Consider the following 16,888-nt stretch of genomic DNA (forward strand, 5'->3'; position numbering starts at 1 on the left):
GATGAAGTTAAAACAGTTAGTAGCAGCCGGAGCCATTCTTTCCAGTGCTAGCTTTGCCAATGCTGCGGCGCAAGACAGTGAATTTGTCGTTAAAGACATTCGTGTAGAAGGTTTACAACGTGTTGCACTTGGTGCAGCCCTGACCTACTTGCCCGTACAAGTTGGCGACGAGCTTAATACATTTAGGGTAACGCAGCTAATTCGCTCGTTGTACTCTTCAACTCACTTTGAAAACGTTGAAATACTTCGCGACGGTAACACCCTTGTGGTGCGTGTAGCAGAGCGTCCAACCATCAGTAACATCATTTTCGAAGGGAATGATGATATTAAAGATGAGCAGCTTCAGGAAAGCTTGGACGGTAACGGCGTTCGCATTGGTGAACCGCTTGATAAAACCGTGCTTACTTCGATTGAGAACGGGTTAAAAGACTTCTTCTACAGCATTGGTAAATACAACGCTGACGTTACGGCTATTATTACGCCTTTACCGCGTAATCGCGTAGATTTGAAGTTACTTTTTGAAGAAGGTGATGCGGCAGAAATTGAGCAAATAAACATTGTAGGTAACGACATTTTCTCAGACGAAGAGCTGATGGAAGCGTTTGAGCTACAATACGATACACCTTGGTGGGATTTCTTATCTGAAACTCGCTATCAGCAACAAACGTTGCAAGGTGATATGGAAACGCTGCGCAATCACTACCTAAATCGCGGTTACCTTCGCTTTAATGTCGACTCTACCCAAGTCTCGATGACGCCTGAAAAGTCAGGTATCTATATCGCAATGAACGTAACCGAAGGTGAACAGTACACTATCTCAGAAGTAGAGCTGGTAGGCGATGTACTCGGGCACGAAGAGTATATAGAACGCGTACTTCCGCTTACTACGGGTGAATTGTATAACCAAGCAGAAGTGACTTACACAGAAGAATTTATCAGTAAGTATCTTGGTCGATTTGGGTACGCTTACCCAACAGTAACTACCGTTCCAGAAATTAACGACGAAGATAAAACGGTTAAGCTGACGCTGTCCGTTGACCCTGGCAAACGTATTTACGTCAACCGCATTAAATTTAACGGCAACGTAGTAACAGCCGATAGTGTTCTGCGTCAAAATGTCAGCCAGATGGAAGGCACGTGGCTTTCAAATAACTTGCTAGAGTCTTCCAAGAACCAGCTTTCTCGACTTACTTATATGGAAGAAGTAGAGTATGAAACTGTACGTATTCCTGGCTCTGAAGATAAGGTTGACGTTAATTATAACGTTAAAGAGCAGCCTTCTGGCTCATTTAATGCGGGTATCGGCTATGGTGACAGAACCAAGTTAAGCCTACAGGCGGGTATCCAGCAAGATAACTTCTTGGGTACAGGTAAACGAGTTGGCCTTAACCTAAGCACAGTTTCATATCAGCGCAGCGCACAGATTACTTATAACGATCCTTACTTCACGATTGACGGGATTAGCTTGGGTGGTAGTTTAGGTTACAGTGAGTTTGACGGCTCAGACTTTAACGTTATCCAGTACAATTCTAAGCGTTGGTCAATTGGTGCGAATGTTGGTTATCCAATAAACGAATTCAACCGCATTAATTTTGGCTTAACCTATAGTAACGTTGAGCTATACAACCGTGGTTACTACGAGCAAACTGAGCAGTTTTATAACCAGTTTACGAACGGTGAAGACCCAGATGCAGCGATTAAATACGATAGTTACCTGGCAAGCATAAGCTGGAGTCGAAGTACGCTAAACCGTGGTTTGTTCCCAACGGCGGGTTCATCTCAACGAGCTTCATTTAGCATTACCACACCAAACTCAGATGTTAACTATTTTAAAACGGTATTTGACGGTAAGTGGTACTTCCCATTATCTCGTAACCAGCGCTGGTCTTTCCTAGCGCGCGTACGTCTTGGCTACGGGAATGGTTACGGTGATATTAACGGCAATGAGCAAATATTACCGTTTACAGAGAACTTTACAGCAGGTGGTTCTGATTCACTACGAGGATTCGAGAATAACACGGTAGGTCCTCGCGGTGTATTCTTAGGCAATACGGGTACCATTGTTGGGCCTGACGGTGAAGTGTTCCCAGGCGATCCAGCTGATGCTCAGCTATCTTGGTCAACGCGAAGCCTAGGTGGTAATGCTATGGCACTTGGCGGTATCGAGCTTATTGTTCCCACGCCATTTGTAGAAGAAGATATGGATAACTCCGTTCGCACAAGTTTGTTTGTGGATGTGGGTAACGTGTGGGATACTGAGTTCGACTACGACTATTACCGTCAGTTTGACGTAGCGGCAAGCCAGAGAGGCGAGCTGTTGGACTATTCTGACTGGAGTCTGTATCGTAGCTCGGCGGGTGTATCGGTCCAATGGATATCTCCAATGGGGCCTATGGTATTCAGCTTCTCGAAAGCGATACAGCAACGTGACGGTGACGACGCACGATTCTTCACCTTCAATATTGGTCAAACTTTCTAAGACATTAAAGCGAGCGCAATATTAGTTGCGCTCTACAATAAGATTCAAAAAAGGAGTTCCCTTTGAAACAGTTGGTTAAACATATCGTTGCAGGAGCAATGTTGGGTAGCGCTTTAGTTAGTACGTCTGTAATGGCGGAGCAGAAAGTGGCTGTAGTAGACGTTCAAGGTATTTTTCAAGCAATGCCTCAAGCGGCTGAAATTCAAAACGCTATCCAAGCTGAATTTAAAGATCAGCTTGAAGAAGTTAATCAACTTCAGCGCGACGGTCAGTTCTATGCCGAGCGTCTTCAGCGCGATGCAGCGACAATGAGCGACACAGAGAAGAAAGAACTAGAACAAAAAATCTTGTCAGTACGTGAAGAGTTGTCTAAAAAAGGTCAACCTCTTCAACAGAACATCCAACGTCGCAGCAACGAAGAGCGCAATAAACTACTTGGTCTTATCAAGCAAGCCATCGACTCTGTTGCCGCTAAGCAAGGTTACGACCTAGTACTTAATGCAGGTGCAGTTGCATTTGCAAAAGAAGAACACGACCTATCTGAGCAAGTTCTTCAGCAGGTTAGCAAAACTAACTAATCAATCGTTCTAAACCGTTGAGAAATTGATCAGGCCAACCCCCAAAAGGTGTTGGTCTGATTTGTTTTTTGCGCTTAACAGCGTATGGTTGCCGCCGTTTTAGTTTTTACGGCGAGTTTGACCAGTATGCCAGTCCAAAAATTATGTTGGCATAAAATAGTCGTAGGTCATGCTTGTACACAGGAGAAAGTTTTTGGCCAATTCACTCAATACCATCGAAATTCAAGAAATTTTGGAGTTACTTCCACATAGGTATCCATTCCTACTTGTTGATCGTGTAACAGACTATGTTCTGGGTGAGTCTGTAAAGGCTTATAAAAATATTACCATTAATGAGCCTTGTTTTATGGGGCATTTCCCCGGACAACCCATATTTCCCGGCGTACTAATCTTAGAAGCCATGGCACAAGCTGCAGGTGTTTTAGGATTTAAGACCATGGGGAATAATGATAAGTTATACTTATATGCGGGAATTGATAACGCGCGCTTCAAGCGTCCGGTTGTTCCTGGAGACAAGCTTGAGTTTGATGTTGCTCTAGTTAAAGAGCGCAGAGGGATCTGGAAATTTAAAGGTACTGCAAGTGTCGATGGCGACGTCGCGTGCTGTGCAGAGTTTATGTGTGCGATGAGAGAGATAGCGTAACGTGATCCATCCTACTGCGGTAATTTCAGAAAGTGCAACGATTGGTGACAATGTCACTATTGGTCCATTTTGCGTGGTTGACGACAATGTCACTATTGGCGATGGCTGTATTCTGAAGTCACATGTGGTGGTACGCGGCCCAACGCGTATCGGTAAAAACAATAAGTTTTATCAGTTTTCTTCAATTGGTGAAGACTGCCAAGATAAGAAATATGCGGGCGAGCCTACCGAGCTTGTTATCGGCGATGACAATGAGTTCCGTGAAGGGGTTACCGTTCACCGCGGCACGGTTCAGGACAATAGCATAACCATCATTGGCTCTCGCGGGCTATTTATGGCGAACGCGCATATTGCCCATGACTGCGTTCTTGGCGACGACATTATAATTGCCAACAACGTAGCGGTTGCAGGTCACGTCCATATTGACGATTTCGTTATTATTGGTGGCGCTACAGGCATTCACCAGTTCTGTAAAATTGGCGCTCATGCATTTTTAGGCGCCGGTGGCATTATTCTTCGCGATGTTCCGCCTTTTGTTATGGTTAGTGGTCAAAAGAACATTCCTCAAGGTATCAACTCTGAGGGCCTCAAACGCCGGGGCTTCACAAAAGAAGAAGTACTCGAAATTAAGCGTGCCTACAAAGCGATTTATCGCGAAGGAAATACCATTGACGAAGCGGTGGAAAAACTTGCCGAGCCTGCTGACAAGTTCGATGGCGTAGCGCTAATGGTACAATTCTTAAAAGACGCTGAGCGAGGCATTATCCGCTAATTATGTCTAAACCAATTCGTATCGGCATGGTTGCCGGAGAGCCCTCTGGTGACATCCTTGCCGCCGGAATGGTTGCAGAGCTAAAACGCCAATACCCAGATGCTATAATCGAAGGTATTGGCGGTCCAAATATGATAGACGCAGGTTTCCATAGTCTTTTCGACATGGAAACCTTGTCAGTTATGGGGCTTGTTGAAGTTCTTGCGCATTTACCCGCCATTTTAAAAGTTAAAAAGCAGCTTCTTGCCCACTTCGAGCAAAACCCGCCTGATATTTTCGTGGGGGTAGATGCGCCAGATTTTAACTTAAGAGTAGAAAAAGCCCTTAAAGCACGGGGTATTAAGACCATGCACTACGTGAGCCCAACCGTGTGGGCATGGCGCGAGAAGCGAATACACAAAATTGCTAAAGCGGCCAATCGGGTATTAGGATTATTTCCGTTCGAGCAGCAGGTTTACGATAAATACCATGTTCCCTACACCTTTGTGGGGCACACAATGGCTGATGCTATAGCCATTGAGCCCGACCAAAATGCGGCGCGCCAAGAATTAGGTGTAGAGAGTAATGCTTACGTATTGGCTGTACTTCCGGGCTCACGCAGAGGCGAAGTAGAAACGCTACTTCCAGTATTTCTAGAGACCATAGAAGCTATTCACGTTAAACGCAGCGACATTCAATTTCTTATCCCTGCTGCTAACGAACATCGTCTTGCACAAATAAAAGCATTCTTGCAGGAAGCCAATAATGCAGAGGAACGTTTACCCATTCAGGTAACGCAAGGCACATCGCGAGATGCGATGATAGCTAGCGATGTTATTTTGTTAGCTTCCGGTACGGCTACCTTAGAGGCCATGTTATGCAAACGCCCCATGGTGGCCGCTTATTTACTTTCGCCGTTAACTTACAAAATTATGCAGCGCTTATATAAAGCGCCGTTTTTCACCTTACCTAACCTTTTGGCAAACGAAGCGATTATTCCAGAGTTACTTCAAGAAGAGGTAAATGCAGAGAATATGAGCAATCAGCTACTCAACTTTTTCGAAAGTGACAATTCAGCCCTTATTGCCCGTTTCACCGACCTCCACCATACGCTAAAATGCAACGCTGATAAAACAGCAGCTAAAGCTGTCGTGGAGGAATTGTTTGCATAAGTTAATTGCCGGCGTTGATGAAGTAGGGCGCGGACCACTGGTAGGTGATGTTGTTACTGCCGCGGTCATCCTTGACCCTCAAAATCCTATTGAAGGGCTCACTGACTCAAAAAAGCTCAGTGAAAAAAAACGCGTCGCGCTTGCCCAAGAAATTCGTGAAAAAGCCCTGTACTGGAATATTGGTAGAGCGAGCCCCGAAGAAATAGACAAGCTTAATATACTGCACGCTACCATGCTCGCCATGATACGCGCGGTAGAAGGCCTGCCTGTAAAGCCTGACTTTGTGCGGGTAGATGGTAATCGGCTGCCGGCCTGGAATTTTGATTCTGAAGCCGTGGTAAAGGGAGATAGCCTACACGCAGAGATTTCAGCGGCATCAATCATTGCTAAAGTAGAGCGAGACAACGATATGATTTCGCTTCACGAAGCCTTTCCGCAGTACAATTTTGCGGGGCATAAGGGTTACCCCACCAAAGCGCATTTTGAAGCCATTGCAGAGTATGGCATTTTAGATTGCTACCGTAAGAGTTTTAAGCCCGTTAAAGCGTTACTTGAAGAGAAATAACATCATGTCATCGCCATTTATTCATTTACGTGTTCACAGCGACTTTTCGATGATGGACGGCCTGAATAAGGTTAAGCCTATTCTAGGTAAAGTTGCCGCCCTTGAAATGCCAGCGGTGGCGATAACCGATCAAATGAATATGTGCGGTTTGGTTAAGTTCTATTCCGAAGCACATAATCTGGGAATAAAGCCCATCATTGGTACCGACTTTTGGGTTACCAATGAAGCGTTTGGTGATGAGCCGTTTAGGCTTACGCTTTTGGCGATGAACAATGAAGGTTATAAGAATATCACCATTCTTATTTCTAAAGCGTACCTTCGCGGACATTTAGCGCACCGGGCTGTTATCGACCAAGCATGGCTAGCCGAACACGCAGAGGGAGTAATCATACTCTCTGGCGCACAACACGGCGACGTGGGCGTGGGGTTAATGAAGAATAACGCTAAGCTTTTAGACAGTGCCTTAGCATTTTATGAGTCTTACTTCCCCGATCGATTTTACCTCGAGTTAATAAGAACCGGCAGACAGGGTGAAGAGGACTACTTGCACCATGCGGTAGAGCTCGCCGAACAGCGCGGTTTGCCCGTGGTCGCCACCAACGAGGTGTGCTTCATTGACCGTGAAGGTTTCGAGGCGCATGAAATACGCGTATGTATTCATGATGGTTACACGTTGGACGATAACCGTCGGCCCAAGCGTTATAGCGAACAGCAGTACCTGCGCACGAGTGAAGAAATGGTTGAGCTATTTAGCGATATTCCAGAAGCCATTGAAAATACGGTTGAAATAGCAAAGCGCTGTAACGTTACGGTACGTCTTAACGAATACTTCCTTCCCCAGTTCCCAACAGGTGGCATGACCACTGAAGACTTCTTGGTTAAAGTGTCTGAAGAAGGGTTGGAAGAGCGTCTAGAATTTCTTTTCCCCGATGAGGAAGTTCGCAAAGCTAAACGCCCAGAGTACGATGACCGACTTCGCATTGAGCTTGAAGTAATTAACCAAATGGGTTTCCCAGGCTACTTCCTAATCGTAATGGAGTTCATTCAGTGGAGTAAGGATAACGGTATTCCGGTAGGGCCAGGACGGGGCTCCGGTGCAGGTTCATTGGTGGCGTACGCGCTTAAAATTACCGACTTAGATCCGCTAGAATTCGACTTGCTATTCGAACGTTTCTTGAACCCAGAGCGTGTATCTATGCCCGACTTCGACGTCGACTTCTGTATGGATAGACGAGATGAAGTAATTGACCACGTTGCCGAGCTCTACGGGCGCCAGGCGGTATCTCAGATCATTACCTTCGGTACTATGGCGGCAAAAGCGGTAGTACGTGACGTGGGTCGAGTATTGGGTCACCCTTATGGTTTTGTAGACAGAATTTCAAAGCTCATACCGCCCGACCCTGGTATGACGCTAGAAAAAGCGTTTAAAGCTGAGCCACAGCTGCCAGAAGTTTATGAAAGCGATGAGGAAGTGAAAGACCTTATCGATATGGCGCGTATTCTTGAAGGGGTTACCCGAAACGCCGGTAAGCACGCCGGTGGTGTTGTTATCGCGCCAACCACGATTACTGATTTCTCGCCGCTGTATTGTGATGACGAAGGGAATAACCCGGTAACCCAGTTCGATAAGAACGACGTTGAAACGGCAGGCTTGGTAAAATTCGACTTCTTAGGTCTTCGTACACTGACGATCATTCAGTGGGCGATAGATATGATCAAAGAGGGCAAGAACGTTGATGTAGATATCAGCGCTATTCCTCTTGAAGATCCTAAGAGTTTCAGAACCCTTCAAAACGCCGAAACCACTGCAGTATTCCAGTTGGAATCCCGCGGTATGAAAGAGCTAATTAAACGCCTTAAGCCGGACTGCTTTGAAGATATCATCGCATTGGTGGCTCTATTCCGCCCAGGACCACTGCAGTCAGGCATGGTAGATAACTTTATCGACCGTAAGCACGGACGTGAAGAAATTTCTTACCCAGACGCTGAATATCAGCACGAATGCCTTCAAGAAATACTAGAACCTACCTACGGCATTATCTTGTATCAGGAACAGGTAATGCAGATTGCTCAGGAAATGGCAGGTTACTCACTCGGCGGCGCTGACTTACTTCGCCGTGCAATGGGTAAGAAAAAACCTGAAGAAATGGCGAAGCAGCGCGGTACCTTCGCTGAAGGTGCTAAGGGCAATAATATTGACCCTGATCTGGCCATGAAAATCTTCGACTTGGTAGAAAAATTCGCCGGTTACGGGTTTAACAAATCTCACTCGGCAGCATACGCGTTGGTGTCTTACCAAACGCTGTGGCTAAAAGTGCATTATCCGGCTGAATTTATGGCTGCGGTAATGTCGGCGGATATGGATAACACCGATAAAATCGTAACCCTTGTCGATGAATGTGAACGCATGGGTATTGAGATACTGCCGCCAGATTTAAACGCAGGCAAATACAAATTTACCGTTGATAGCAAAGGTCGCATTGTTTATGGCATTGGTGCGATTAAAGGGGTAGGTGAAGGTCCGATTGAAGCGATTATTGAAGCGCGCGAGATCCAAGGTGCGTTTAAAGATCTTTTCGACTTCTGCGCGAAGGTTGATATTAAACGTGTTAACAAACGTGTACTCGAAAAATTAGTGCTTGCTGGTGCGATGGATAATTTAGGCCCCCACCGGGCTACGCTTATGGCGACGCTTCCCGAAGCGCTTGCAGCGGCGGGGCAGCATGCCAAGGCCGAGTCGTTTGGTCAGTCAGACATGTTTGGCCTATTAACCACCGAGCCTGAAGAAGTACAGCAGGCCTTTGCCGACGTACCTGAGTGGCCTGAGAAAGTGTGGCTTGAAGGCGAGAAAGACACACTTGGCTTGTATTTAACAGGCCATCCTATCAATCAGTATGCTGACGAGCTTCGCTACTATACCGACGGTCGTCTGGTCGACTTAAAACCTACCAATAAAGACCAGCTTGCTAGTGCAGTTGGCTTGGTACTGGGCGTTCGTGTTATGACAAACAAACGAGGGCGCCGCTGGGCAATAGTGACACTGGATGATAAGAGTGCCAGAATGGACGTGCGTTTCTTTCCAGACATGTACGAACAGTTCGAAAGTTTGCTAGAAACTGACAGAATATTGCTCATAAAGGGACAGGTCAGCTTTGATGATTTCTCTGGGGGCAATACAATCACCGCCCGTGATGTAATGGACATTGTTCAGGCACGAGAGAAAAACGCGAGAGCGCTGGCGATAAATGTTGATACCCAGCGGCTTGAACCGAAAATAATGAGTCAGATGCAATCTATCCTGCAGGCATTTAACGGTGGAAGTTGTCCTGTTCAGTTAGCGGTAACCCATCCAGACGTAGAAGTAACCTTAGCGTGTGGAGCAAAGTGGTACGTTACCCCTGAAGATCAACTTTTACACGATCTCAAGCAATGTTTGGGAGACAAAGCCGTTTCAATTCTCTACCATTAAGGGTAAGAGTTCGATAGATTGGACATCTCGCGTTTGCATAGACGAGCGTAGTACGAATAGGACATGAAATGAGTATACAGTTTTTGGACTTTGAACAGCCGATAGCCGAACTAGAAGCAAAAATTGAAGAGCTTAGGTTGGTGAATCAAGGTGGCGAGTTTGACGTTGGTATTGAAGAAGAAATTAATAAGCTTCGCGGTAAAAGTGCAGAGCTAACCAAAAAAATCTTCTCGGACCTTGGCGCGTGGCAAGTTTCTCAATTAGCACGTCACCCAATGCGTCCATACACGCTAGATTACATTCCTCGTATTTTTACAGAATTCGACGAGCTTGCTGGCGACCGCGCGTTTGCAGACGATAAGGCAATTGTTGGCGGCCCAGCAATGCTAGATGACCAGCCTGTGATGATTATAGGTCATCAGAAAGGTCGTGATACTAACGAAAAGATTAAGCGTAACTTTGGTATGCCTAAACCAGAAGGCTATCGCAAAGCGCTACGCCTTATGAAGATGGCTGAACGCTTTAACATGCCTATTATTACCTTCATTGACACGCCAGGGGCATATCCTGGTGTTGGTGCTGAAGAACGTGGTCAAAGTGAAGCCATTGCGAAAAACTTGTTTGAAATGGCAGAGCTTACGGTGCCAATTGTTTGTACTGTTATCGGCGAAGGCGGCTCGGGCGGTGCATTAGCCATTGGTGTAGGCGACCGGGTAAACATGCTTCAGTATTCTACGTATTCGGTTATCTCGCCTGAAGGCTGCGCCTCTATCTTATGGAAAAGTGCTGAAAAAGCGCCATTAGCGGCTGAAGCCATGGGCGTAAGTGCGCCACAAATTAAAGAGCTTGGTCTAATTAACAGCATTGTTGAAGAGCCATTAGGCGGCGCGCATCGCGATCACAACGGTATGGCAGCTAACCTAAAAGCAGTGATCAAGCAGCAGCTTAACCAGCTTAAAGAGCTAGATAAAACTAAGTTGATGGAAGAGCGTTACGAGCGTTTAATGTCGTTCGGTTATTGTTAAGTTTTTCATAACGACAGCGCGACATTTACTGCGCGCGATAGTTGGCTAGCTTTATTCATATCAAGGGGTTGGTTACCGAAGGTAATCAGCCCCTTGGCGTTATAAGACAATTAAAACTACAAGGCAATATCAGTACGTGTTCCGTCAAATATCATCGTTGAGCGACTACATTGTCAGTCGTATCGCAAAGGGTCTCACCGACGCCGAATTACCTCTTCAAACGCCCTTAGTGGTAGCGTATAGCGGCGGTGTTGATTCCTCGGTTCTATTGCAAGCTGTTATTGAATATCGTGAGCAATACAACGGGCCTATTCACGCGGTGCACGTGCATCATGGATTAAGTGAAAATGCTGACAGCTGGGCGCGGCACTGTGAATTGCAGTGTCGTTTAGAGGATGTCGAATTTCACCTCCATCGCGTAGAGGTAGATACCAGTGCGCGAAAAAGTATAGAAGCAGAAGCGCGCAAGGTTCGCTACAACGCGCTGTTAGCGGTATGTAAACGCATAGGCGGTGTACTGTTGTTAGGCCAGCATGCTGAAGATCAGCTTGAAACCGTTTTGCTACAGTTAAAGCGTGGCGCAGGCCCCCAGGGTTTAGCAGGCATGGGTGAAGTGCAGTATCGCGGTAACACACTCATTATGCGCCCTATGCTGTCACTGGATAAAGCTGAAATTGTCACCTTTGCTGACAACGAAATGTTGCAATGGGTGGACGATGAGTCAAATCAGCAAAATAGCTTTGACAGAAATTTCTTAAGAAACGAGATTATTCCCCACCTATTAGACCGCTGGCCGCAGTTAACCAAAACCGTTGGCCGCAGTGCAGCGCTTTGTGCCGAGCAAAGCGAACTAGTGAACGATTCGGCCCAGCGTTACTTTGAAGACTGTAAGCGCACAAATTTGCGTTTAGATGGGAAAAAACTGACGTCATTGTCGCGACCGTGGCAGGCTATGGTCATTCGCGCATGGTTTAAAGCACAAGGTCAGCTTTCACCATCTAAAGCTCAAGCAGAGCAAGTATTGCTTATGTTAGAAGCCAAGCACGATGCGACCCCAGAGGTAAATTTTAAGTGGGGCAAGGTTATCCGCTTTGATGGTGACTTGTATTGGGTGGTCAACGCCGTACACGACGCCGAGCCTAGCGGAGTATTGCATGTTGATGCTGATAATGCCCTTCCTTGGTTAAACGGAAACCTTCATGTTTCGCTATTAGAAAGAGAAGAGGGCGATACGGTTACGTTTCAAACCAACGCGCGCAACTTGCGCATTAAGCCAGTAAATGCGAGTGTATCAAAGCTTTTAAAAGAGTGGTTTAAAGTATGGCGTGTGCCGCGCTGGGAGCGAAATGGTGTACCGGTTATCTTTTTAAATGAGCAAGCTGTTGCGCTGATTATTAGCGGTCAGTGTATCTATCTACAGCCTAAATCTCCCCGCATTAAGCTCGCGTTTACGCAAGGCTAAGGGAGCGAATACGTACTTACTAAAGCGGCAATACATTGCCGCTCCCTACAGGTAACGCGAAAACGCGCTAGGCTGCGTGATAACTGTTTTTGCCTGAATTTTTCACGTGATAAAGCGCGTTGTCTGCTCTGTCAAACAGCGTACTTATGGTATCGCCGTCGCGATATATCGCGCCGCCTAGGCTTGTAGATACCCCTAGCTGTGATAAATACTTTGAACTATTGATGCTTGCTTGAATACGCTGCGCTGCGCAAGTAAGCTGCTGCTGCGTTTGGCAATCCAATAGGCAGCAAAACTCATCCCCACCATAACGAAACACTTCATCTTCATCTCGCAGAACATTTGAGAGGTGCGAGGCAACGTGAATAAGGACCTTATCGCCTTCGCCATGACCAAAATTGTCATTTACGAATTTAAAATTGTCTAAATCGATAACCAGTAGAGCGAACGGTTCGTCATGCCTTTGTGCCCACCCTAGCTGCCTAGTCATCGATTGTTCAAAACCCGCGCGATTGCCTAAGCCTGTAAGAATGTCTTTCGTTGCCATTTGCTGAACGCGCGTTAGTGACAACGCGTGCTTTACTTGTTTTCCAAATAAATCATGAAGTTGGAACAGACTTTCTCGTTGCGATAACGACAGGGGTGAACTAATGTAATAGTAGACATGGGCTTGCTCACCATTAATGGTATTAGCGCCTTGAAGGGGCAAATCAATCAATGTAGACGAGATTTTTGCGTTACCGTACACCCAACGTGAATCGAAATCAGATAAGCTGAACCCTACAACAGGCAGTAACATATTAAGCTGCTGGAAATACACGCCACCTAACTCTTGAAGCTCAAGTGTTGAAAGTAGCTGTGTTACAAAGCCTGATAACTCACTAAAGGTAAGTGATTTACCCGTGCTCTCAGCAGGATAAAAATTGTTATGTTGTGTGCTATCGTAGACTGATGTTGAAAAATCCACAGTAGTGCCCCTATACAAAATGCGTTGGAATGCAAAGAAACAAGTGTCAAAGCCCTGACGTTTCTGTGGCGCCAACCGCATTTTTGCGTCAATTATGGCGTTCACAGCGGCAAAACTTGCCGGATCTGCATTTGTATAAGGGGTTCTGCAAGTCGAATGCCAAAACGCTTCTTGCGGCATTGGCCTTTAGTTTAATTAAAATTGTTCGTACGCTAGGAGGTAAAGTGGGAGCTAGTTTTTTAAATATTGTCGTGCTGATGTTTATATCAGTATGCGCAGTCGCCTTATTTAAACGTGTTCACCTACCTCCCATTCTCGCTTACCTGTTTGCTGGTGTGCTAGCGGGCCCACAGCTTTTGTCGGTGTTTGCTCATCCAGAAGAAATGCACTTACTCGCCGAAGTAGGAATTGTATTTCTGCTCTTTTCTCTAGGGCTGGAGTTTTCTCTACCTAAGTTGCTTGCCATGCGCTCTTTGGTGTTTGGCGTGGGGCTGGGGCAAATGCTCTTTACAACCGCAGTTTTCACCTGCGTCCCGCTACTTCTCGGTATTCCCGTTAGTGCCTCTATTATTATAGGAGGAACATTGGCATTGAGTTCTACCGCAATTGTTATCAAACAAGCCACGGAAATGGGCATACTTAATAATCGCCGAACTCAGCTAGCAGTGAGTATTCTACTGTTTCAAGACCTGGCCGTGGTGCCGTTTTTAATTGCTATCCCGCTACTTGCTCAAACCGGTGAGGTCAGTATTGCATTGGCCCTTGGTGAAGCACTGCTTAAAGGCGTGTTTGTTATCGCGTTTCTAATGTCAGTAGGTAAGTGGTTACTACCTTGGGTGTTTAGAGAAATAGCGAGAACAAGAACCGATGAATTGTTTGTTCTTACCACTATTCTTATTGCGTTATTAGCCGGCGGGCTAACCTATTACTTCGGGCTGTCTATGGCGCTTGGCGCATTTTTAGCGGGTATGATGCTCGGGGAAAGTCAGTATAAGTATCAGCTCGAGGCGGATATACGTCCGTTCCGAGACATATTAATGGGGCTTTTCTTTGTTACCGTGGGAATGCAGCTAGAACTGACCGTACTGTGGGATAGCTTGTTTGAGATTGTGTGTGGTGTGTTTGCACTTATGGTGGTGAAAGTCATTTTAGTTAGGGGCGCCTCATTATTAGTAAAAACTGACCCTATAGACGGTTGGTCTGCTGGTGTAAAACTGTGTCAAATTGGTGAATTCAGCTTTGTTATAGCCGCCTTGGCGACGACCCACGGGGTGTTAACTAAAGAGCAGTCTTCATTGATTGTTAGTATGGGGGTTATCAGTATGGCGCTTACGCCATGGCTCATGAATAACAGTGTGACTATAGCCAAGCGGTTAGTGAATAACGATGTCTCTTTTGATGATAAGGCTAATTTGGGTACCGCTGGTACGTTAACGAATCACGTGGTTATCTGTGGGTTTGGCCGTGTCGGACAATCTGTGGCGCGCATGCTGAAAATGGAAGGTATTCACTTTGTAGCCATTGATATGGACCCGGTGCGGGTGCACGAAAGCCGAAATGCTGGCGAGCCGGTTATTTTTGGAGATGCGAGCCAAAAAGATATTCTCACTAATGCGAATGTGGAAGGGGCGAGACTTGTACTGGTTACGTTCGATCAAGTGGATAAAGCGAAGCAAGTTATTACACAAACTCGAAGCCTCGCAAGTACGACCGATGTCATGGTGCGTACCAAGCGAGACTACCAGCTAGAAAGCCTATACAGTGCTGGCGCGAATCAAGTGGTCCCCGAGCTTCAGGAAGGAAGCTTAATGCTAGTATCACAAGTGTTGCACTATGCGGGCGTGCCCATGTCGCGAATTTTAAAACGAGTCCGCGCTGAGAGAAAAGGGCGCTATGATCACATGCATGGCTTTTACCCGGGAGAAACCACAGAGATAACTTACGGCACGGAAGACAAATTAGAATTTATTCACGCCGTGGTGTTGTCAGAACATGCGTCTTGTATTGGTAAAGCCATTAAGGATATCGACTTTTCTAGAATGCGGGTGGCTATTAAGGGGTTACGGCGCGATGGGAACGAGGTCAAAGAACCAGACCAAAATGCTATTTTGCAGGCCCACGATGTTTTGGTTATTGCAGGCAAGCCGAGAAGAGTGGAACGCGCCGAACGCAAGTTACTAGAAGGCAACTAGCGCGCTTACGGATTAGCGCGCTGGCGGTGGAACTAGTGTAATATGGCCTACGCGACGCGGTCTTTTTCTAAATCCGCAAACTGCTTCTTTAGGTCGTAACGTTCATCGGTAACAATTTTTTCCAACACCGACACACGCTCTTTTAAGTCAGCAATTTCTTTTTTGTAGGCGTCCGTCTCTTTGCTGCTGAGCTTCTTTTTACTTTTGTCTTTTGCGCTGTCGACAATGGAAACTAATGCCCAAGCACAAATGGCTACTATCGCTATCGCGGTCATATTCACGGTGGTATCCCTCACAAATGGCTTTAAAACAGTGTAGGTGAAAATGTGGCCAATTGCCTAGTTCACCTTGCATTTAGGTTCTTTCGCGTTTCACTAAGACACGTTTAATAAAAGTACGCTAAATACTTGTTGATAAAATTACTGCTACGCTTAAGGTAATATAACGGTTATCTATCGTTATTTTAGATAAAAAATGTAACCAATTAAGTCCTATTCGTACCAGACTTGTCAGCCCTTGATTTTCAAGGAAGGCCAACATGCCTTAGCAGTGATATAATGAGAGTTTGCAAATAGGTTGCCAAGTGACAAAAGTCATTAATTATTATTGCCTTACGTTATTTTTCTTGGCTAATCAAAAACGAAAGTTAATAAATTTCACCAAGTAAAATAGCAAATTTGACGAATGAGTGACGAAAATAACAACCCTTCACCCATGCCTTCTGAACTGAATCACCAACAAAGCGTTAGGAGAGATCGGTCTCAGTCAGGTAGTGATGTGGCTAATATCAAATCGTTGAGCCACATGCATGAAAGTGACGTTAGTAACGTGGCCGTAAGTGATGAGGAGTTGGAGCAGCACATTCGTTGGATGAAGCATGCTTTAGCCCTTGCCGATAGCGCTGAGTCCATCGGGGAAGTGCCAGTTGGCGCTTGTGTGGTATTAAATGGCGAACTTATTGGGGAAGGGTACAATACACCGATTAGCGATCACGACCCTTCTGCTCATGCAGAGCTGCGCGCTGTCAAACAGGCTGCTTCCAAAGTTCAAAACTATCGGCTTATCGATGCAACGTTATACGTTACGCTAGAGCCTTGCTCGATGTGTGCGGGAATGTTGGTGCATGCTCGAGTGAAGCGCGTGGTATTTGGCGCTAAGGATGCGAAAACGGGGGCGGCGGGCTCTGTTATGAATTTGCTGCAACACCCTGCGCTTAACCATCAGGTTGATATTGTCTCTGGGGTATTAGCGTCGACGTGTGCTAATAAATTGTCAGATTTTTTTCGTAAGCGCAGGGAAGAAATCAAGGCTGCCAAAAAGGCGAAAAAACGGCTTGAAGGCAAAATGCCTGATTAAAAAGATAGTGCAGTGAAAGGGCTGAATGGAAGAACCACTATCGTACAGCGCACTCAAATCGGCCCTTTGATTAACTTGGTTTACGCGTGAGTTGAGTAAACATATCGCTGGTAACAAAAAGCTTGCGGCGTTGTAGCACTTTCTGATGGCAACGCTTTAGCATAAGACGACGTCTATTGTTATTTTTCAATTTTATTCCTTTCTTCATAAAACGGTTTTTTTTCATTTA

The 16,888-nt window shown here is 45.9% G+C and carries 14 protein-coding genes; 11 read left to right on the forward strand and 3 right to left on the reverse strand.

All coding sequences use genetic code 11. From position 1 onward, the window contains the following. Position 1: 1 nt before the first annotated feature. The 9 genes from bamA to tilS all read left to right on the forward strand — a co-directional run bounded on the left by bamA (position 2) and on the right by tilS (position 12,144). The gene (gene bamA, locus MADE_RS04920) at positions 2 to 2,479 is read left to right on the forward strand and encodes an outer membrane protein assembly factor BamA (protein ID WP_012517572.1); all 2,478 of its coding nucleotides are present in this window, start codon (positions 2 to 4) and stop codon (positions 2,477 to 2,479) included. 62 nt (positions 2,480 to 2,541) lie between these two features. Continuing rightward, complete coding sequence (locus MADE_RS04925; protein WP_012517573.1) at positions 2,542 to 3,057, forward strand: OmpH family outer membrane protein; 516 nt, start codon at positions 2,542 to 2,544, stop codon at positions 3,055 to 3,057. A 193-nt stretch (positions 3,058 to 3,250) separates the two neighbouring features. Next, a complete protein-coding gene (fabZ, locus tag MADE_RS04930) occupies positions 3,251 to 3,700 on the forward strand; it encodes a 3-hydroxyacyl-ACP dehydratase FabZ (protein ID WP_012517574.1) in 450 nt (149 codons plus the stop codon). A gap of 1 nt (position 3,701) precedes the next feature. Continuing rightward, positions 3,702 to 4,472, forward strand: a complete 771-nt coding sequence (gene lpxA, locus MADE_RS04935; protein ID WP_012517575.1) for an acyl-ACP--UDP-N-acetylglucosamine O-acyltransferase — start codon at positions 3,702 to 3,704, stop codon at positions 4,470 to 4,472. 2 nt (positions 4,473 to 4,474) lie between these two features. Continuing rightward, positions 4,475 to 5,623 (forward strand): lipid-A-disaccharide synthase, encoded by a 1,149-nt coding sequence (gene lpxB, locus MADE_RS04940; protein ID WP_012517576.1) that lies wholly within the window; start codon positions 4,475 to 4,477, stop codon positions 5,621 to 5,623. After that, on the forward strand, positions 5,616 to 6,188 hold the full coding sequence (gene rnhB, locus MADE_RS04945) for a ribonuclease HII (RefSeq protein ID WP_012517577.1): 573 nt from the start codon (positions 5,616 to 5,618) through the stop codon (positions 6,186 to 6,188). The genes lpxB and rnhB overlap by 8 nt, the downstream gene beginning before the upstream one ends. Before the next feature lie 4 nt (positions 6,189 to 6,192). Continuing rightward, positions 6,193 to 9,657, forward strand: coding sequence for a DNA polymerase III subunit alpha (dnaE, locus tag MADE_RS04950; RefSeq protein WP_012517578.1), 3,465 nt, complete (start codon positions 6,193 to 6,195; stop codon positions 9,655 to 9,657). A gap of 68 nt (positions 9,658 to 9,725) precedes the next feature. Next, positions 9,726 to 10,682 (forward strand): acetyl-CoA carboxylase carboxyl transferase subunit alpha, encoded by a 957-nt coding sequence (accA, locus tag MADE_RS04955; RefSeq protein ID WP_012517579.1) that lies wholly within the window; start codon positions 9,726 to 9,728, stop codon positions 10,680 to 10,682. Positions 10,683 to 10,818: 136 nt separating this feature from the next. Beyond that, positions 10,819 to 12,144 (forward strand): tRNA lysidine(34) synthetase TilS, encoded by a 1,326-nt coding sequence (tilS, locus tag MADE_RS04960; protein ID WP_012517580.1) that lies wholly within the window; start codon positions 10,819 to 10,821, stop codon positions 12,142 to 12,144. Positions 12,145 to 12,211: 67 nt separating this feature from the next. On the opposite strand, the gene MADE_RS04965 is transcribed toward tilS, so the two are convergent. Further along, positions 12,212 to 13,111: a GGDEF domain-containing protein gene (locus MADE_RS04965; RefSeq protein ID WP_012517581.1), complete on the reverse strand. Its 900-nt coding sequence runs from the start codon at positions 13,109 to 13,111 to the stop codon at positions 12,212 to 12,214. Positions 13,112 to 13,335: 224 nt separating this feature from the next. On the opposite strand from MADE_RS04965, the gene MADE_RS04970 reads away from it, so the two are divergent. Beyond that, positions 13,336 to 15,303, forward strand: coding sequence for a monovalent cation:proton antiporter family protein (locus tag MADE_RS04970; protein WP_080663257.1), 1,968 nt, complete (start codon positions 13,336 to 13,338; stop codon positions 15,301 to 15,303). Between the two features lie 47 nt (positions 15,304 to 15,350). Here MADE_RS04970 and MADE_RS04975 read toward each other — a convergent pair whose 3' ends face one another. After that, entirely contained in the window at positions 15,351 to 15,578 is a 228-nt protein-coding gene (locus MADE_RS04975; RefSeq protein ID WP_012517583.1) for a hypothetical protein, read from the reverse strand. A gap of 409 nt (positions 15,579 to 15,987) precedes the next feature. Between MADE_RS04975 and tadA the strand changes: the two genes are divergently transcribed. Further along, positions 15,988 to 16,659, forward strand: a complete 672-nt coding sequence (gene tadA, locus MADE_RS04980) for a tRNA adenosine(34) deaminase TadA (protein WP_012517584.1) — start codon at positions 15,988 to 15,990, stop codon at positions 16,657 to 16,659. A gap of 70 nt (positions 16,660 to 16,729) precedes the next feature. On the opposite strand, the gene MADE_RS20660 is transcribed toward tadA, so the two are convergent. Further along, a complete protein-coding gene (locus MADE_RS20660; protein WP_012517585.1) occupies positions 16,730 to 16,885 on the reverse strand; it encodes a hypothetical protein in 156 nt (51 codons plus the stop codon). Between the last annotated feature and the right edge of the window lie 3 nt (positions 16,886 to 16,888).

The organism is Alteromonas mediterranea DE (assembly GCF_000020585.3).
GTDB classification, from domain to species: Bacteria; Pseudomonadota; Gammaproteobacteria; order Enterobacterales; family Alteromonadaceae; genus Alteromonas; species Alteromonas mediterranea.